18 protein-coding genes and 1 tRNA gene are annotated in these 16,586 nt (G+C 65.1%); 10 read left to right on the plus strand and 9 right to left on the minus strand.

What is annotated here, in order from left to right:
- The first annotated feature begins 18 nt into the window (after positions 1 to 18).
- On the plus strand, positions 19 to 495 hold the full coding sequence (locus tag MUG94_RS10790; RefSeq protein WP_227908310.1) for an OsmC family protein: 477 nt from the start codon (positions 19 to 21) through the stop codon (positions 493 to 495).
- Between the two features lie 63 nt (positions 496 to 558).
- Here MUG94_RS10790 and MUG94_RS10795 read toward each other — a convergent pair whose 3' ends face one another.
- Entirely contained in the window at positions 559 to 1,572 is a 1,014-nt protein-coding gene (locus tag MUG94_RS10795) for an NAD-dependent epimerase/dehydratase family protein (protein ID WP_227908309.1), read from the minus strand.
- Positions 1,573 to 1,668: 96 nt separating this feature from the next.
- Between MUG94_RS10795 and MUG94_RS10800 the strand changes: the two genes are divergently transcribed.
- Together MUG94_RS10800 and MUG94_RS10805 are read left to right on the plus strand one after the other, a co-directional pair.
- Positions 1,669 to 2,409 carry a mechanosensitive ion channel family protein gene (locus MUG94_RS10800; RefSeq protein WP_227908308.1) on the plus strand — a complete coding sequence of 247 codons (741 nt, stop codon included), beginning with the start codon at positions 1,669 to 1,671 and terminating at the stop codon, positions 2,407 to 2,409.
- Positions 2,410 to 2,435: 26 nt separating this feature from the next.
- On the plus strand, positions 2,436 to 2,849 hold the full coding sequence (locus MUG94_RS10805) for a globin (protein WP_227890315.1): 414 nt from the start codon (positions 2,436 to 2,438) through the stop codon (positions 2,847 to 2,849).
- A gap of 71 nt (positions 2,850 to 2,920) precedes the next feature.
- Here the strand turns inward: MUG94_RS10805 and MUG94_RS10810 are convergent, their stop codons facing one another.
- Together MUG94_RS10810 and MUG94_RS10815 are read right to left on the minus strand one after the other, a co-directional pair.
- Positions 2,921 to 3,613 (minus strand): DUF8185 domain-containing protein, encoded by a 693-nt coding sequence (locus MUG94_RS10810; RefSeq protein WP_227908307.1) that lies wholly within the window; start codon positions 3,611 to 3,613, stop codon positions 2,921 to 2,923.
- A complete protein-coding gene (locus tag MUG94_RS10815; protein ID WP_227908306.1) occupies positions 3,610 to 4,128 on the minus strand; it encodes an acyl-CoA thioesterase in 519 nt (172 codons plus the stop codon). Before MUG94_RS10815 ends, MUG94_RS10810 begins: the two co-directional genes overlap by 4 nt.
- 151 nt (positions 4,129 to 4,279) lie before the next feature.
- Between MUG94_RS10815 and MUG94_RS10820 the strand changes: the two genes are divergently transcribed.
- Positions 4,280 to 5,164, plus strand: a complete 885-nt coding sequence (locus tag MUG94_RS10820; RefSeq protein WP_227908305.1) for an acyl-CoA thioesterase — start codon at positions 4,280 to 4,282, stop codon at positions 5,162 to 5,164.
- A gap of 133 nt (positions 5,165 to 5,297) precedes the next feature.
- Here the strand turns inward: MUG94_RS10820 and ettA are convergent, their stop codons facing one another.
- From ettA to MUG94_RS10840, 4 genes are all read right to left on the minus strand, one after another.
- The gene (gene ettA / locus MUG94_RS10825) at positions 5,298 to 6,980 is read right to left on the minus strand and encodes an energy-dependent translational throttle protein EttA (RefSeq protein WP_227890180.1); all 1,683 of its coding nucleotides are present in this window, start codon (positions 6,978 to 6,980) and stop codon (positions 5,298 to 5,300) included.
- 130 nt (positions 6,981 to 7,110) lie between these two features.
- The gene (locus MUG94_RS10830) at positions 7,111 to 7,569 is read right to left on the minus strand and encodes a DUF6993 domain-containing protein (RefSeq protein WP_227890181.1); all 459 of its coding nucleotides are present in this window, start codon (positions 7,567 to 7,569) and stop codon (positions 7,111 to 7,113) included.
- Positions 7,566 to 8,156, minus strand: a complete 591-nt coding sequence (gene ssb / locus MUG94_RS10835) for a single-stranded DNA-binding protein (protein ID WP_227908304.1) — start codon at positions 8,154 to 8,156, stop codon at positions 7,566 to 7,568. Before ssb ends, MUG94_RS10830 begins: the two co-directional genes overlap by 4 nt.
- 270 nt (positions 8,157 to 8,426) lie before the next feature.
- Positions 8,427 to 8,499: transfer RNA gene (locus MUG94_RS10840), tRNA-Arg, on the minus strand.
- Between the two features lie 193 nt (positions 8,500 to 8,692).
- Between MUG94_RS10840 and MUG94_RS10845 the strand changes: the two genes are divergently transcribed.
- The 5 genes from MUG94_RS10845 (at position 8,693) to MUG94_RS10865 (ending at position 12,613) form a co-directional block, all read left to right on the plus strand.
- A complete protein-coding gene (locus MUG94_RS10845; RefSeq protein ID WP_227890183.1) occupies positions 8,693 to 9,511 on the plus strand; it encodes a DUF4397 domain-containing protein in 819 nt (272 codons plus the stop codon).
- A gap of 166 nt (positions 9,512 to 9,677) precedes the next feature.
- The gene (locus tag MUG94_RS10850; RefSeq protein WP_227908303.1) at positions 9,678 to 10,355 is read left to right on the plus strand and encodes a class F sortase; all 678 of its coding nucleotides are present in this window, start codon (positions 9,678 to 9,680) and stop codon (positions 10,353 to 10,355) included.
- Positions 10,356 to 10,435: 80 nt separating this feature from the next.
- A complete protein-coding gene (locus tag MUG94_RS10855) occupies positions 10,436 to 11,008 on the plus strand; it encodes an RNA polymerase sigma factor (protein ID WP_227908302.1) in 573 nt (190 codons plus the stop codon).
- The gene (locus MUG94_RS10860) at positions 10,989 to 11,864 is read left to right on the plus strand and encodes an anti-sigma factor (RefSeq protein ID WP_227908301.1); all 876 of its coding nucleotides are present in this window, start codon (positions 10,989 to 10,991) and stop codon (positions 11,862 to 11,864) included. Before MUG94_RS10855 ends, MUG94_RS10860 begins: the two co-directional genes overlap by 20 nt.
- Positions 11,864 to 12,613: a M50 family metallopeptidase gene (locus MUG94_RS10865; protein WP_227908300.1), complete on the plus strand. Its 750-nt coding sequence runs from the start codon at positions 11,864 to 11,866 to the stop codon at positions 12,611 to 12,613. Before MUG94_RS10860 ends, MUG94_RS10865 begins: the two co-directional genes overlap by 1 nt.
- Here MUG94_RS10865 and MUG94_RS10870 read toward each other — a convergent pair.
- Positions 12,610 to 13,026 (minus strand): DUF3224 domain-containing protein, encoded by a 417-nt coding sequence (locus tag MUG94_RS10870; protein ID WP_227890188.1) that lies wholly within the window; start codon positions 13,024 to 13,026, stop codon positions 12,610 to 12,612. The genes MUG94_RS10865 and MUG94_RS10870 overlap by 4 nt on opposite strands.
- Positions 13,027 to 13,143: 117 nt before the next feature.
- Here MUG94_RS10870 and MUG94_RS10875 point away from each other — a divergent pair, with 117 nt between their 5' ends.
- On the plus strand, positions 13,144 to 14,415 hold the full coding sequence (locus tag MUG94_RS10875) for a glycosyltransferase family 87 protein (RefSeq protein ID WP_227908299.1): 1,272 nt from the start codon (positions 13,144 to 13,146) through the stop codon (positions 14,413 to 14,415).
- Here MUG94_RS10875 and mptB read toward each other — a convergent pair.
- Positions 14,378 to 15,916, minus strand: coding sequence for a polyprenol phosphomannose-dependent alpha 1,6 mannosyltransferase MptB (gene mptB / locus MUG94_RS10880; RefSeq protein ID WP_227908298.1), 1,539 nt, complete (start codon positions 15,914 to 15,916; stop codon positions 14,378 to 14,380). The genes MUG94_RS10875 and mptB overlap by 38 nt on opposite strands.
- Positions 15,917 to 16,586: the final 670 nt, after the last annotated feature.

The following is a 16,586-nucleotide window of genomic DNA, read 5'->3' on the forward strand; positions in this document are numbered from 1 at the left end:
AACGAGATGCCAGGAATCATGAACCTGTCCGAACACCGGTACGCCATCTCCCTGGAGTGGACGGGGAACCGTGGCAGCGGCACCTCGACTTATCGGGGCTACGGCCGCGACCACATCATCCGAGCCGCCGGCCTGCCGGACCTGGCTGGAACCGCCGATCCCACCTTCCACGGCGACCGGGACCGGTGGAACCCGGAACAGCTGCTGCTCACGGCGCTCTCGCAGTGCCACATGCTGTCCTACCTGCATGTTGCCGTGAAGCACGGCATCACCGTGGTGGCCTATTCCGACGACGCCGAAGGAACCCTGCGCCTAAACCGCGACGGAAGCGGTGAGTTCACCGGCGCACTGCTCCGGCCCCGGGTCACCATTGCCGCCGGCGGCTCCCCCATCACCGCCGGGGAGCTTCACGCCGAGGCCAACCGGCTGTGTTTCATCGCGCGCAGCGTGAACTTTCCGGTGCTGCACGAGCCCGAGACCGCCGTCGCCGGCTGAAAACCGCGCTGCCCGCTGGCCTGACCGCTTCTCCGGGCCTGACCCCTTCTACAGGGCCGGCTGCTACTTCCTGGCGCCCGATTCGTCCAAAGCGGCCAGCAATGCCGTTTCACGGGCGGCCGACAGCCCGGATTTGCGCTCCCGGTGCAGTCCCCTGGACTCTTCGTCCGCGAGGACGTCGCGGACGGTGTGTTCGACGGGACGCAGGACAAGCCCGGCGGCCAGGGCAGCAGCATTGGAGCGGGTGGAGAAACCCTCATACCCTTCCGGCATCCACAACGGCAGCGACTCGTTTCCCGCCCAGTAGGCCACGCCCTGCTCATGCAGCCACTGGGGGTCCGCGGTGCGGAAACTGCCGTGGTAGCCGGCCGCTGCGGTGGACAGGGCCAGCAGCTCTCCAAAGGGAACCGAGGGACCCATGGCGTTGTAGGTGCCCGTCCGGTGTTCTTCTGCTCCGGTGACCAGCCACAGTGCCAGGTCGCGGACGTCGATGGTCTGCGTCATTGCCTCGGCCATGTCGGGGATGAGGACCGGACTGCGTTCCTGGGCCACCCGTGCCGGCCAGTAGCCAAACCGGTCACTTTCGTCCTCCGGGCCGGTGATCAGACCCGGTCTTGTCACCAGCACATCCCCCGGGCCCAGGTCCCACACCAGTTCTTCGCAGGCAACCTTGCCCTCACCGTATTCATTGTCGGCGGGGTCCGGAAACACCCCGTCAACGGGCTTCAACGCCGGAACCAGCTCGGCATTCTCGTCTTCTCCCGGAGTGTCGCTGGAGGCGTACACCGAGGCGGTGGACACCAGCGACCAGTGGCTGCTGCGTCCTGACAGCGCTGCCAGGGCTTCCTGGACCTGCCGGGGTTTGCGGGCAACGTCGATCACTGCGTCCCAGGCGCCGTCGAGCTGCTCATAGGCGGCCGCGCCCGCGTCCCGGTCCGCTCGGACAAAGGCCGCACCGGTGACGGGCGGCCCGGACTCTCCCCGGGCCAGACACGTCACATCATGGCCGCGGGCAACCGCCTGCCGGGCAACTTCACGGGACAGGAACCGGGTTCCACCAAGAATAAGGATGCGCATGTTGGGAGCCTATCCCGGTAGCCTTGTTTGTGCCCGCAGCTTGCTTGCCAACACGGAAGACAAGCTCCTCCACATGAAAGAGACGGTAACCGTCCGTTGCTGACCGCCGCAGAAATCGACACCCCATCCGTCCCCATCGAGGACTTTGACTGGACCGGGCTGATTCAGGCAGGGTTCATTATCCTGACCGGCCTGCTGCTCTGGACGGCAGCACGGTTCCTGATCAACCGCGTGGTCCAGCGCGCACAGAAGGGGTATGCGCTCTTCAGTTCCTCGAAGCTGAAATGGGCCCAGCCCGTCATGCGCACCCTGGACAAGAAACGCCGCGCCCAGCGGGCAGACACCATCGGCGCGCTGCTGCGCAGCGCCGTGAGCCTGTTCATTTGGACCACCGTGATCATCATGGTGCTCAAGGCCGTCGGCATCGACGTTGCCCCCTTGATTGCCAGCGTGGGGATTGTCGGCATCACCCTCGGCTTTGGTGCCCGCGAGCTGATCCGCGATGCCCTGGCCGGATTCTTCATTACCATCGAGGACCAGTACGGCATCGGCGATGTGATTGAAGTGGGCGACACCATCGGTACCGTGCAGTCAGTGGGCATCCGCATCACCCGCATGGTCGATGACCGCGGCGTGATCTGGTACATCCGGAACGGCGAGCTGGCCAAGGTGGGCAACCGCTCCCAGGGGAATTACCGTGAGCCCCAGGAGGTTCCCGAAGAGGGCCCCGCCGCCGGCAACGCTGCTTCCGGAAACGCTGCCGCGGTCCCCGCTGAAGCGGCGCCGGCTACGGCGCCCGCTGCACCCACTGCTTCCACCAAGGGAAAACAACTGTGAGCACACCATCCGAGAACCGGCCCGCCATGCCGCTGTCAGTCCAGCCGGCCTTTACCCAGCCTGCCTACACCGAAAATTTCTACGAAGCTGTGGGCGGGCACGAGACCTTCGCCAAACTCGTTGACGTTTTCTACGCCGGTGTGGCTGAGGACGCCCTCATGCGGCCCATGTACCCGGAAGAAGACCTGACCGCCGCCAAGGAACGTTTGCTGGGGTTTTTGGAGCAGTACTGGGGCGGTCCGCGGACCTACTCGGAGCAGCGCGGACACCCGAGGCTGCGGATGAGGCACATGCCCTTTGCCGTCACACCGCAGGCCCGCGACGCCTGGCTGAAGCACATGCGCGACGCCGTTGACGCCTTGGAACTCTCACCGCTGCATGAGGCGACACTCTGGGACTACCTTGAACGCGCAGCACACTCGATGGTCAATTCTGCCTGAGCGGGTCCTTTCGCCTGAGTGGTCCGTTTCGCCTCACTCCGGAGCAGGCTCAACCCAAGACCGGAGCAGGCTCAACCCAAGACGGATGCGGAACGGATCAGCACGTGGCCACGCGGCATGCTTAGCCGGGTCCAGCGGCCGCAGCGGAAGACTGCAGCTTCCCCGTCCGATTCGCCCGGGAGGAAACCAAGCGTCAGCGCCGCAAACGCCGCTCCGGCCGGAATGGCCGCGGCAACGTCCGGCAGCTGCTGTCCCCAGACCGCACCCCGCGCGGTTTGGACCACCGGCGCTCCCGAGCTGGCCGGAACCAGAGCAGCCACTTCCCTGATGCCGCGGTGCGCGGCCTGCTCCAAAAGCTTGAAGGGAACATCATCGCTGCGTTCCCACCCGCTGCGCGGCGCACCCACACCGGTCCAGCTTTCCGTGACGGTCATGGGCGGCACCGGCAGCACCGTCTCCGTCTCCCCCATCCGCGCCAGCCGGTCCGCAACTGAGGCCAGGGACACGGCGGCATCCAGCCGGGCCGGAACTGCAAGAGGCATGGTCCGCATGCCCAGCACAGTGGGGGTGTCCTCCCCCAATGCTCGAGGCCGCAGCACGCAGACGTAGGCAGCCAGCACGGACCCGACGGCTTGGAGGCGCACGGCGCCGTCGTCGGCCGCCCGGGCGCGCACAACGAACGTCCGCAGGTCGGCTGTGACCTGCGGGTCCGCGAGAACCAGTTCAGTGGATTCCGGCATCGACGAGGCGGCCGGCGCGGTCATCGGGTTACCCCGGCGGATGCGGATACGCCGTCGTTGGCCTTGGACCGCGTGCTTCGCCGGAACGGCACGGGGTCCCCGCGCCAGCTCTCCAGCACCCGAATCTGCACATCGGACAGGGCCGTCGGACGGCCGGTTTGCGCGTCAGCCATGACCAGCGTCGATTCGGCGAGGGCATAGACCATACCGCCGTCGTCGTCAGCGATGCGGAAGCCGTACGTCAGGCTGGAGCCTCCGATTGCGGTCACCCAGACTTCCACCCACACCGGCTCCTGGCGGTAGATCAAGGGGGCACGGTATTCGATCTCCTGGTGTGCCACCAGGGTCATCCCGGTTCGGGACGTCACTGAGCGGAAGGTGTCGGCGGGTTCGGCCGGGCTGATTTCCGCACCCAGCGGCAGAAGGCTCAGGCGGACCCGAGCCTCTTCCAGGAATTGGATAAAGCGCACGTTGTTCACGTGTCCGTTGGAATCCTCGTCGCCAAAGCGCAGCTGGATGGGAAAGCGATTCATAGGCATGACCCCATCTTCTCAAACGCCGCGGGCACCTGCGCATTCCTGCTCCGGCTTGGGTGTTGTTGAAGGGTGCGTCTAATCTCGAAGAGGGCCCGGGGATTTTTCGGGGCCCTCACCACTGCCTGTTTATTTTGTCCGAGGAGACCAACCACCCATGGCCGACACCGTCGATCCCACCGCTTCCCTGCTGAGACTGCTAAAACTCAGCCCTGCCGACGGCGCGCAGACGGACGAAGATATTTTTGTGGGCGGATCCCAGCAGGAACCGCGCAAACGGGTGTTCGGCGGGCAGGTGCTTGGGCAGTCCCTCGTCGCCGCGGCGCTGACCGTGGAGCCCGGCCGGCTGATGCATTCGATGCACGGCTACTTCCTGCGCCCCGGGGATACGGAGATTCCCATCACCTTTGGTGTGCAGCGGCTGCGTGACGGCCGGTCCTTCTCGGCCCGACGGACACATGCCTACCAAAACGGCTTGCCCATCCTCTCCATGATTTCCTCGTTCCAGGAGCCGGGCGAGGGGCTGGACCACCAGGTTGAGATGCCGGAAGGGATTCCCGAGCCTGAGTCCCTGCCGACCACAGCCGAGCTGCTCAAAGGTATCGACCATCCGGTAGCCAAGGCCTGGTCCCATGACCGGCCGATGGACATCCGCCATGTGGAAAAGCCCGTGTACTTTGAGGCCGGACCGGAGAAGGTGGCCCGCAATGCCGTCTGGATGAAGACTTTCGGACCCATGCCCGATGACCAGAACCTGCACCGCGCGGCCCTCGCGTACGCCAGCGACTACACACTGCTGGAGTCGGTCCTGCGCCGCCACGGCCTCGCATGGTCCACACGGGGCATGTCGGTTGCCAGCCTGGACCACGCCATGTGGTGGCACCGTCCGCTGCGGGTGGATGACTGGTTGCTGTACGTCCAGGAATCGCCGAGCGCCTCCGGTGCCCGCGGGCTGGCCAGCGGAAGGATCTTCAACCGTGCCGGCGAGCTGGTGGCCACCGTTGCCCAGGAGGGCATGCTCCGCATACCGGAACAGCCGTAGCCCCGGCGGGTCTGGTCCCGCCACAGGCCAAGCCCTCCGAGACAACCCGGCACAGACAAGAGGAACCCGCTCCGTTCATACGGGGCGGGTTCCTCTTTTCAGGCGGGCTGCCAGTGTCTGGCCGGCCGCTTTCCTAGTCGCGGGTCAGGCGGCGGTGGGTCACGCGGTGCGGCTTGGCTGCATCCGGGCCCAGACGCTCGATCTTGTTCTGCTCATAGGATTCGAAGTTACCCTCGAACCAGTACCAGTTCGCCGGGTTCTCCTCGGTGCCTTCGTACGCCAGGATGTGGGTGGACACGCGGTCCAGGAACCACCGGTCGTGCGAGACAACCACGGCGCAGCCGGGGAATTCCAGCAGCGCGTTTTCCAGGCTGGAGAGGGTTTCCACGTCCAGGTCGTTAGTGGGCTCATCGAGCAGGAGGAGGTTTCCGCCCTGCTTCAGGGTCATGGCCAGGTTCAGGCGGTTCCGCTCACCACCGGAGAGCACACCTGCCTTCTTCTGCTGGTCCGGGCCCTTGAACCCGAAGGCGGAGACGTAGGCTCGGGAAGGCATTTCCACCTGGCCGACCTGGATCCAGTCGTGACCTTCGGAGACAACCTCCCAGAGGCTCTTCTCGGGGTCGATGCCGCCGCGGGACTGGTCGACGTAGGAGATCTTGACGGAATCGCCGATCTTCAGGTCACCGCCGTCGAGCTCTTCAAGGCCAACGATGGTCTTGAACAGCGTGGACTTACCCACACCGTTGGGACCGATGACGCCGACGATGCCGTTGCGCGGCAGGGAGAAGGACAGTCCGTCGATGAGCTGGCGGTCGCCAAAACCCTTCTGCAGGTTCTTGGCTTCCAGCACCAGCGAACCCAGGCGCGGGCCCGGCGGGATCTGGATTTCTTCGAAGTCCAGCTTGCGGGTGCGGTCCGCTTCGGCTGCCATTTCCTCGTACCGGGCGAGGCGGGCCTTGGACTTGGTCTGGCGACCCTTGGCATTGGAACGGACCCAGTCCAGTTCCTCCGTGAGGCGCTTGGCCAGTTTCTGGTCCTTCTTGCCCTGGACTTCCAGGCGGGCGCGCTTCTTCTCCAGGTAGGTGGAGTAGTTGCCCTCATACGGGTAGAGGTGTCCGCGGTCCACTTCGGCGATCCACTGGGCCACGTGGTCCAGGAAGTACCGGTCGTGGGTCACGGCCAGCACGGCGCCGTGGTAGGCGGAGAGGTGCTGTTCGAGCCAGAGCACGCTCTCGGCGTCGAGGTGGTTGGTGGGCTCATCGAGGAGCAGCAGGTCCGGCTTCTGCAGCAGCAGCTTGCACAGTGCAACACGGCGCCGCTCACCACCCGAAAGAAGCGTGACATCGGCGTCCGGCGGCGGGCACCGCAGTGCGTCCATGGCCTGTTCGAGCTGGGAGTCAATGTCCCAGGCATCGGCAGCGTCGATGGCTTCCTGCAGCTTGCCCATTTCTTCGAGCAGGCTGTCGAAATCCGCGTCAGGCTCGGACATTGCCTCGGAGATCTCGTTGAAGCGCTGGATCTTGGCATAGATCTCGCCAACGCCCTCCTGGACGTTGCCGAGTACGGTCTTTTCCTCATTCAGCGGTGGTTCCTGGAGCAGGATGCCCACAGAGTAGCCGGCACTCAGCCGTGCTTCACCATTGGAGGGGGTGTCCAGTCCGGCCATGATTTTCAGGATGGTGGACTTACCCGCACCGTTGGGACCCACCACGCCGATCTTGGCACCGGGATAGAAGGACATGCTTACGTCGTCGAGGATAACTTTGTCGCCAACGGCCTTGCGGGCCTTGGTCATCGTGTAGATAAATTCCGCCATAGGTTCAAGGCTAGTGGGTCAGGCGGGATAAGTGCCATTTGGTCGCCGACGCATGGTGGCGCCGGCCGGCGGGCGGGAACGCATTCATCCCCCAATGACCGCCGCCGGCCCTTCCCTGACCAGCAGCGGTCTAGCGCTGATCCCCCACGAAGCAGTACCCGCTGTCCAGCACCGGCAGCGTGGTGACCGAGACCGCTCCGTCGCGCACCTCTCCGAAAAGGCACGAGCCATCCTCGATTGCCGCTCCGCGGATGGAATCGACGGCGAGACCCGTGGGCGTAATATCCAGGGACACTTCCACGGAATCACCGGAGAATCCTGCCTCTGAGAAGGCCTGCAGGATCATGGCGCGGTCCGGACTGGGTGATGTTGCGGCGAGCGCTTCCAACGCCGTGGACAAGCTCTCCGGGGTCCGCTCCGCGGCTGCCGGAACCATGGTGCCGGCCCCCTGCAGCACGGACGCCGCCTGCCGGGCTCCCGGCAGAGGCGACGCCGGGACGGCGGCCGGCGCGAGCAGGCCCAGCGAACCGATCACCAGAACGGAAACGGTAACCCCGGAGAGCCTGCTGTTGCGGCGAACGCGAATCATCCGCCCATTCTGCCACGCCCCCGGCCTGCATCGGCCGCCGCGGCACCTTGAAGCACATCCTGCAGGTCATCCCCTGCTTCCTCCGCCGTGTCGGCGGTCCCGGTACCGGTCCCGGCCAGTTCACCGGTTTCCAGATCCAGATCCGCTGGAAGATCATCGGTTCCGCTGTCCTCAGCGGTTGAGTCTTCGTTGCCCTCACCGCCGGTGGCCGAGCCCGCGGAGCGGTCCTGGACGTTGCGGCGATAGTTGGCGGTGCCCCACATGAGGTCATGTCCCACGCTCTCCGCATCAATGTCTACGGAGGTTCCGCTTCGTCCATCATCGGAGACCCATTGCCGAACCTTCAGCCTGCCGGTCACGATGACCCGATCCCCTTTGTGAACGCTGAACGCAGCGTTGGCGGCCAGCTGGCGAAAAAGGGAAACCGAAAACCAGTTCGTTTGGCCGTCGGTCCAACTTCCGGTGTCCCGGTCATAGCGCCGTTCCGTGGTGCACATGCGGAATCCCGCAATGGCGAGTCCGCTGTCCGCAGTGGTGCTTCGAACGTCCGTGGCAACGTATCCCCGGACTGTGATCGTGTCGCTCATGCTGTTCCCTGCCTGTCTGGATGCCTGTGGATGTCTGTCCTGCTCAGGCAAGTCTTGCTCCGGATGAGACGACCGGGCCGGGCACAGGTGCAGTTGTGGATCACGGCTCTGGACCGGGGTCCTGTGGAGGAATCCCAGTGGGGGGACGGCGGAGGACTTAAACCAGTGATGCCGAAAGGGCGGCACGCACCTCAGGGGACATTTCCTGAGGTGTCGTGCGACCGTTTCGGCATCACGGAATCACATCACGAGCTCAACTGCGCAACTGTGTGCCCCCGGCAGGATTCGAACCTGCGACCAAGAGATTAGAAGGCTCCTGCTCTATCCCCTGAGCTACGGAGGCGACCTGACGATAATACTACGCAGCAGCCCCGACCCACGGACGCATCACTTTCCCGGGCGGGGGCGGGCTCGATGTCATGGCGAAAATTCTTTTTCAGAAATCTGCATCCAAACTCCCGGCGGCGGAAGTAAAGGGGATGTAAGCAACATACGGATTCTTCGCTGCCGGCGGAGATCAACACCCAGGAGACATCATGCGTAAGACCGTGACCGCCCTCGCCGCAGCCGCAGGCTTGACTGCCGCAGTGGGATTCATGACCCCAGCCGCAGCAGCAGACACCGCCCAGCTCTCGGTTCTGCACGGGATACCCGACACAACAGTGGATGTGTACGTCAACGGGGCGCTGACGCTCGACGATTTCACCCCGGGCACCCTCGCCGGACCGCTTGACCTGCCGTCAGGCAGCTACGATCTGGCAATCACCGCCCCCGACGCCGCCGATGCCTCGGCACCGATTATTGGACCGGTCACAGTGCAGATGGCCGCCGGCGGAAACTACACCGCCGTAGCCAACCTGGATGCCTCCGGGCAGCCCACGGCAAACTTCTACACCAATGACCTGTCCACTGTCGCTCCGGGCAAGGCCCACCTGACCGTGCGCCACGACGCAGCAGCTCCTGCCGTGGATGTCCTGGCCGGCGGAACCCCCGTGATCACCGGATTGGAAAACCCGGATGAGGAGACCCTGGCGGTCGACGCCGGGACCATCTCCGCTTCCGTGGCCGCAGCGGGAACCACCGAGCCCGTGATCGGCCCGGCCGATCTGACCCTCGCCGAAGGCACCCACACCTTCGTGTACGCGTGGGGCTCACTGGAAGACGGCAACCTTGCCCTCGCCACCCAGACGATCGCAGGCATGGAATCCGCTCCGAACGCCGTTCCCGGTGCACTGGCGTCCGACGAAGGCAACGGCGGCGCATTGGCCGCAGGTGCAGGCGCAGCCGTCATGCTCCTGGTGGGCGCAGCTGCTGTGGCACGCCGCAAGAACTCGGCAGCTGCAGCCCGCAGCTAGCCGTTCCGTCCACCCGGCCACACCGAAAGGCGTGGTCGGGTGAACATCGGTTCAGATCCCCGTGCCGGTGGCCTCCCCCCGGCCACCGGCACGGCCCAACCAGCACCCGCAACAACATGCGCCGCCACACAACTGTTACTGCACCATCGATTGGAAGATAACACCCATGCCCCGTTCAGCCGCCGGCCGCCGATTCCGGGCCAGTGCCGCTCTCCTCGCCGCGCTCGCGGCCGGAACCACCGCCTGCGGCAATTCGGCGGACGCACCACCGGAAACCGCCCCCTCGACTGTCAGCTCATCCGCACCGGCCACCGGCGCAGCGCCGGTTCCTGCACCTTCGGTACCCGCGCCGTCGGCCATCCCAATCCGCCCGGCGGTGCCGGAAGCCCAAACCAGCATCCCCGCACCGGTGAGGATCCAGGTCGAAGGGACGGGAATCGACCTCGAAGTGATTCCCGTTGGAGTGGAGGACAACGGAGCAATGACCCTTCCCGACAACCACTATCAAGCCGGCTGGTATCAATACGGTCCGGCTCCGGGTGCCGGCTCAGGATCCAGTGTGCTCGCAGCGCACGTGGATTCCCGCACCGAACAGCTCCCGATCGCCGGACTCAAAAACGTTGCGGCCGGCACCATCATCACGGTGACGCGTGAGGACGGTTCCCTCCAGCGGTACGCCACCGAACAGGTGGAGAACATTGCCAAGCGGAGCCTGGACGGCCACCGGCTGTTTGACCGCACCGGAGAACCACGGCTGAAACTGGTCACCTGCGGCGGCCAATGGCTCGAAGCACAGGACGACTACGAAGATAACGTGGTCCTGACCGCGGCACCGGTATCATAGGGAAAACTGCCGATCCTCGGGGCGGGCCGGAAAGCCGTGCCGCCCAGGATTGGCTTCCCGAGATCAGGAGTCCGCGCCCGATGCCATTTGGTTCCCTGGAGGAGGACGCAGGCCTTGACCAGGCCTTCGCTTCCGGCGACCAAAGCGCGCTCGCTGAAGCCTACCGGCGGTTTGCGCCCCTGATCCGGTCCCTGGCTCTGCGGCGCATGACCGATTCCACTGCCGCCGACGACGTCGTGCAGGAGGTCTTCATCCGGGCCTGGAAGTACCGGGCCAGCTACTCCCCCGAGCGGTCAAGTCTCGTGGCCTGGCTGGTTGGCATCGGCCGCAACGTCGCGACCGGCATGGGAACGTCACGGGCCCGCGAAGAGAATGTGCGGGAACTGGCTGCCGCACAGCACCGCGAAGAGTCCGACGACGGAGCCGGCAACCCCGACCACGTCGCCGACAGGGTGGTCATCGAGGCGGAGTTGGACCGGTTGGGAGAACCGCAGGGTTCAATCCTCAGGCTGGCGTTTCACTCGGACCTGACCCACCAGCAGATCGCGGACCGGCTCGAAATGCCGCTGGGAACCGTTAAAAGCCATATACGCCGAAGTCTCGTCCAGTTGAGGCAAAGATTGGAGGTCAGTGATGCAGCACCTGCACGATGACGCGCTCACCCTCCTTGCTCTGGGTGAAGAAGCCAGCGATGAGGAGTTCGCCCACCTTGACCTCTGTCCGCGCTGCCGCGCGGACCTGGGGTCCTTCCAGCGGGTGGTGGCTGCCGCCCGTCTGGCCGGCGCTGCAGACAACGGCTCGGCAGACGGCGGCGCTGCAGCAAACGGCGACGGCGCTGCGCCGGTCCCTGAGTCTTCGGACCGCGGCGAACCGGCCACCACCCACCAGGCACCGGATTCCTCGGTGTGGGAGAACATTCACCGCGAACTGGAGCTCGACGAACACCTGCGTCCGGATCCGCTGGCAACACCCGTTTCCTCTTCTCCGTCGCCCCCGACGGATCTTCCGTCTTCCAAGCCCGGTGCGCCGGCCGGCTCCAGCGCGCCGGTGGCTTCCCTGTCCGCAGCCCGCCAACGGCGCCGCCGCGGGCCGTGGCTGGCGGCGGCGGCCGCCGCCGTCGTTGTTGGCGCAGCAGGCACGTGGGGTGCCCTGCGAGCGGTTGATCCTGTTCCCGGACCGGAGGTTATCGCTTCCGTGGATCTCTCGCCGCTGGCGTCATACTCAGATACCGGCAGCGCCGTGGTGGACCGGCTTCCAAACGGCCAGCGGGAGCTCGTGGTGACCTCCAGCAGCAACGCTGCCCAGGGCTACCGTGAGGTGTGGCTGCTCGCTCCGGATGCGGGGTCGATGGTTAGCCTGGGAACCATGGACGGCACCGAAGGCCACTTTGTGCTGCCGGAGGATTTGGACCTAAGCCAGTACCCCGTCGTGGATATTTCAGACGAGCCGTACGACGGCGATCCCGCGCATTCGGGTGATTCCATCCTGCGCGGGAAACTGGATCTTTAGTGGACACAGGGGCTGCCGGGTCGATCATCAGCGCATGGTTCTCCAAGGTGGCAAACGGTTTTGCCCGCGGAACCCCGCTGGAAGTGGATTGGACCGTTCTTGTGCTCATTGTCGCCGGGGCCGCCGTACTCACCGTTCCCCGGCCGACGTGGCGGTGGTTTGGCCTCTTCGTCACGTTTGTCCATGAGCTGGGGCATGCCTTTGCCGCTCTTATGACGGGACAGATGGTTAAGGGCATCCACCTGCGGTTCGACCACTCCGGGCAGATGCGCAGCATGGGCCGCAGCCGCCTTGCCGCAGCTTGGACCGGGTTCTGGGGCTATCCCGTACCCGCAGTCGTCGGTGCACTGCTGGTCTGGGCCGCCTTCAACGGCTGGGCAGGGTTTGCGCTGTCCACCGGGGCGCTGGTCCTGCTGGCAGCGCTGCTGTTCATCCGCAACGCGCAGGGGCTGGTAATCGCCTGTGGCTGCGCCGGCGTTTCGGTGCTGCTGGTCTGGTTTGCCTCGCCGTTTGCCGTCTCCTGCATCACCCTGGGTGTGGGCATCGCCCTGCTGGCGGGTGCCGTGCGCGACTGGTTCAACGTGCTTGGCGTCCATACCCGGCGCCGGCGTTCCCTGCAGAGCTCGGATGCCTTCATCCTCTACCAGCGCACCGGGGTGCCTGCCGTTCTCTGGCTGGCTGCCTTTGCCGTGGTTATCGCCGCATCGGCGGCCGCCGCCCTCTGGTGGTTCCGGCCGGCGGTTGGTTAGACGTCTTCGGGCAGCGTTACCCGAAGTTCCAACCGGTGCTGCCCGTCGGGTTCCTGCGTGAAAATGGCCTTGCCGGCAATTCCGGCCAGCCCGTCAGTGCCGGAGCCGGGGATAATGTGGCCGGAGCTCGCAGTGGCCGTGCCCTCGGCAAGCCCCCAATGCTGAACAACCATGGTGCCCGTCCGGCCGGCGATCGTTCCAGCGAAAACCTCGGAGCAGACGTAACCGGCACCCACGGCATTTCCGGCCATAATGAGGTCGGCAACGCTTGTCCCCACGATGTCCCCCTCAAAGATCTTCACCGCCCGGACCGTCGAGAGTTCACTGTTGGTTCCTTCCACCTGATAAGGGGTGGGCTCCCACTGCGAGACATCAAAATCTGCCGTAATTACCTGTTCTGTTCCGTCGGTCATGCGTCCAGTATCCCGTGTCCGGCAATGGATTGCATGCCGCGGCACGGCCGCCGGTACCCTTATCGCTGTGCCTTGACAGCGCACCGCACCTGCACCAACTAAGGAGAACCCCCCGGAATGTCGCAGAAAATGACCCGTCTGCCGGAGCGCTTCATGCGCCGCAAATCGTTATGGATTTGCTTCGCAATTGTCCACTTGGTTTTCTTCGCGGCCTTGTCCTCACTGATATTTTCCGGCGGCGTCCTCAGCGACATCAATCTTTACCGCCGGTGGGCCTTCGAGGGTATTAATGACGGAGTCTGGCAGGGCATCAGCGGGGATTGGGTGTATCCGATCGGGGCGCTCCTGCCGATGCTTCTCGCGGCAGTCCTCGGCTGGGGGGCCTATCAGGTGGTGTGGTTTGCGATCTTCGCAGCACTGAACGCCTTCGCCGTGGCAGTGATCAGCAAACCCGGGACCCCGTCCCGGTATACGGCCTCCTACTGGTGGCTGCTCATTACCGGGCTGCTGGGACCCGTTGCGGTGGGCCGGGTGGACGGACTCACGGCTCCCCTGGTGATTATGGGACTCCTGCTGCTGGCCAGCCGCCCGGTGGTTGCGTCCGCCCTGCTGTCGGTTGCCACCTGGATGAAGGTCTGGCCCGCCGCGGTGATCCTGGCAGTGCTGGTGGCCTCGCGCCGGCGGCTGACGCTGCTGGCCACCGGAGCGGCAGTGTCCGCGCTGATGGCCGGGATTGTCATCGCCGGCGGCGGCATCCATCACCTGCTGTCTTTTGTCGGGGCCCAGGGTGCGCGCGGGATGCAGATGGAGGCGCCGTTCACCACCCCCGGCCTGTGGCAAGCCATCCTCGGCGGGGATTCCGGTGCCTACATCTTCGAGGACAAGATCATCAACACGCGTGAAGTGCGCGGGGCGCTCGGCGAGCCGGTGGCGGCCCTGATGATGCCGCTGCTCGCAGCCGCAGCCCTCGCCGTCGTCGTCCTGCTGATCTGGGCGCTTCGCCGGGGCGCCGACGCCGGCCAGCTGCTCATTGCCGGGTCGCTGGCACTGGTAGCCGCCTTCATCGTGTTCAACAAGGTGGGTTCGCCCCAGTTCATGCTGTGGCTTGGTGCCGTGGTGGCAGTCGGCGTGGCCTGGGAAGGCAGGAGCTGGCATGTCCCGGCCATCCTCATGCTGGCCATCGCTTCCCTGACCACCCTGGTGTACCCGCTGTTTTACGCCGCGCTCTACAACGACCTGAACATTGGGGTTGCCCTGCTGCTGACAGTCCGCAACATCGCGCTGCTGGTGCTCTTCGGCTGGTCGCTGGTGCGCATTGTCCGGCTGGCCAGGGCCGGCGGCAGCCGCCCGCTCAGCGCACCCGAAGTTCGCCCGGAGACGGCTCCGTAAGTTTCTTCTGGAACAGGACCTTGGTCTTCGGATCCAGGAAGATCAGGTACAGCGCGAAGCCCAGGGCTATCACGGCAGCAATCTGCCGGGCGGCGCTGAGGCTGAAGTCGAAGTACGGCCAGATATCCAGCTGGTCGCTGATCGCGTACACCATGAAAAACGAGACCAGCAGATACAACGTTTTGACCTGCCAGTCATTGCGGATTCCGGTAACGGCAAACAGCGGAATCAGCCACACCACGTACCAGGACTGGATCATCGGCGCGAGCATGACGATGGCGGCAAAGGCCAGGGCGAGCCGGCGCACCAGCTTGCTGTACTCCCCCACGAACATCTGCCAGAACACTATGAGCAGCGAGGCCACCCTGCCCACAGTGTGGACGATATCCGCGAAGGTCCAGCCCGGCAGGCCCAGTGCGTTGCCCAGAGTGGCAACGAGCATGCCGAGGAAGCCCACGGGGGCGTACCAGATCCAGACACTGCCCGGGGTGCTCAGCGCACCCACCCACCCGAAGCCCAGGCCGTTGACGATGCCCAGGATCCACAGCAGCCCGAGCGAGATGCCGGCCGTCATGAACCAGTAGAGGAACTTCCGCGGCCAGGATGCGCCCTTGCCTGCCCACATGAGGCCGACGAAGGGCAGCAGGATCAGCGTGATCGGCTTGATGCCCACCGACAGTGTGATGAGCAGGATGCCGGGTATGGCGCGCTTGGTCGCGGCCAGGTACAGGCCGGCCAGGGCCAGGCCGATCATCAGCGCATCGTTGTGGATGCTGGCGATGAAGGTAGTGAGGAACAGCGGGTTTGCCGTGGTCAGCCAGAGGGCACGGTTGGGATTGATGTTGTGCAGCTCGGCGAGCTTGGGCACGTAGTAGACGCAGAGGGCCACACCGATCAGCGAAATGAGCCGGAACAGCAGAATGGAGTATTCGGGCTGGCCTCCGGTGACCCGGACAACGAGTTCCTCCAGCCACAGGAAGATCGGGCCGTACGGCGTGGGGCTCTGGGCCCACAGGTCGTCAGCGCCGATCTGCACATAGTTGGAAATCTGGGAGTAGCCGTCTTTGTACGGGTCCAAACCGCTGACCATGACCAGGCCCTGGGCGATATAGGCAAACACGTCGCGGCTGAAAAGCGGCAGCGCAACGCACATTGGTGCGGCCCAGGCGATGGTGGCCTTCAGCACCACCGGACGGGCTTCCGGTCCCCACGAGGTGATGCGCTGGCCCAGCCGCAGCCACGAACGGACCAGGAGCATTCCGCCCAGGGCGAGCAGGAACACGGAGAGCACTGCGCCCTCCGGCTCAAACCGGAGCCACATGATGACCGGGTTGCGGCGAAGGTCGTACGAGGCCAGAGACAGCCAGCCGACACCAAGCGAGCCGGCGAGCATCATGAGGGAACCGATGAGGCCCTGGATGATCGCGACGTTGGGGTTGTTGGCTTTCGCTATCTCCGGGCCCGGAGACGAGGGCTCGGTCGCGGGGACCTGGGCGGTCATCTACGTGGTTCCAATCTTTGGGTTCGTACAGTTTGCCCAACGGCGGCGGTGCACGCCTGGCATCACGGCGGAGCCGCAGTCCTCGGGGAGCACTCACCGGCAGTAAATCGTCGCGGCCAGCGGCACCGCAGCACACACGACAAACGCACCGCGGTGAGGACCGTCAGTAGCCAAGATATTAGCACCGCAGGGTGTATAAAGCCGGGATGTACGGACGCGCCGGACCGGGATCACACAGATGCGGAGTACGTCACATAGACTGAAAAATCGTTGAAACATCAAGGCAAGGCGGGTATTGGCTGTGGGGCGCCACCGGGCAGACAGTGAAGACAAGCAGCACGTTGGCACGCAACAGCGGGCCCGCGGGCAGCAGAAAGCCGTAGGGCCACAGAATTCCGGAGGTCCCCGGCTTGCTGACAGCCCGCAGCCGGAGGTTTCGCATTCCGAGGTACCCGAAGCAGCGGGACTGCGGCCGCGAAGGGACTCCAGGCGGAAGCGTCAGAATTCCGCCGCTCAGTCAGCCGCCGATAAGTCTGCCGTTGTTCAAGGCGCCGTTGTCGAACCGGCGGCTGCACAACCGACAGCCGCCCAGACGCAAATCGTGCACCCGGCCGGTGTGCGGCAGAAGAACCACGACCTGCTTCTCTGGGGCATCTTCCTGGCCGTCACC

The organism is Arthrobacter gengyunqii, assembly GCF_023022985.1.
In the GTDB taxonomy this organism is placed as follows: Bacteria; Actinomycetota; Actinomycetes; order Actinomycetales; family Micrococcaceae; genus Arthrobacter_B; species Arthrobacter_B gengyunqii.

Bases quoted from the DNA above. Each gene is read 5' to 3' on its own strand.
- MUG94_RS10790 (WP_227908310.1), top strand. From the start codon at position 19: ATGAACCTGTCCGAACACCGGTACGCCATCTCCCTGGAGTGGACGGGG.
- MUG94_RS10795 (WP_227908309.1), bottom strand. From the start codon at position 1,572: ATGCGCATCCTTATTCTTGGTGGAACCCGGTTCCTGTCCCGTGAAGTT.
- MUG94_RS10805 (WP_227890315.1), top strand. From the start codon at position 2,436: ATGCCGCTGTCAGTCCAGCCGGCCTTTACCCAGCCTGCCTACACCGAA.
- MUG94_RS10810 (WP_227908307.1), bottom strand. From the start codon at position 3,613: ATGACCGCGCCGGCCGCCTCGTCGATGCCGGAATCCACTGAACTGGTT.
- MUG94_RS10815 (WP_227908306.1), bottom strand. From the start codon at position 4,128: ATGCCTATGAATCGCTTTCCCATCCAGCTGCGCTTTGGCGACGAGGAT.
- MUG94_RS10820 (WP_227908305.1), top strand. From the start codon at position 4,280: ATGGCCGACACCGTCGATCCCACCGCTTCCCTGCTGAGACTGCTAAAA.
- ettA (WP_227890180.1), bottom strand. From the start codon at position 6,980: ATGGCGGAATTTATCTACACGATGACCAAGGCCCGCAAGGCCGTTGGC.
- MUG94_RS10830 (WP_227890181.1), bottom strand. From the start codon at position 7,569: ATGATTCGCGTTCGCCGCAACAGCAGGCTCTCCGGGGTTACCGTTTCC.
- ssb (WP_227908304.1), bottom strand. From the start codon at position 8,156: ATGAGCGACACGATCACAGTCCGGGGATACGTTGCCACGGACGTTCGA.
- MUG94_RS10845 (WP_227890183.1), top strand. From the start codon at position 8,693: ATGCGTAAGACCGTGACCGCCCTCGCCGCAGCCGCAGGCTTGACTGCC.
- MUG94_RS10850 (WP_227908303.1), top strand. From the start codon at position 9,678: ATGCCCCGTTCAGCCGCCGGCCGCCGATTCCGGGCCAGTGCCGCTCTC.
- MUG94_RS10855 (WP_227908302.1), top strand. From the start codon at position 10,436: ATGCCATTTGGTTCCCTGGAGGAGGACGCAGGCCTTGACCAGGCCTTC.
- MUG94_RS10860 (WP_227908301.1), top strand. From the start codon at position 10,989: ATGCAGCACCTGCACGATGACGCGCTCACCCTCCTTGCTCTGGGTGAA.
- MUG94_RS10870 (WP_227890188.1), bottom strand. From the start codon at position 13,026: ATGACCGACGGAACAGAACAGGTAATTACGGCAGATTTTGATGTCTCG.
- MUG94_RS10875 (WP_227908299.1), top strand. From the start codon at position 13,144: ATGTCGCAGAAAATGACCCGTCTGCCGGAGCGCTTCATGCGCCGCAAA.
- mptB (WP_227908298.1), bottom strand. From the start codon at position 15,916: ATGACCGCCCAGGTCCCCGCGACCGAGCCCTCGTCTCCGGGCCCGGAG.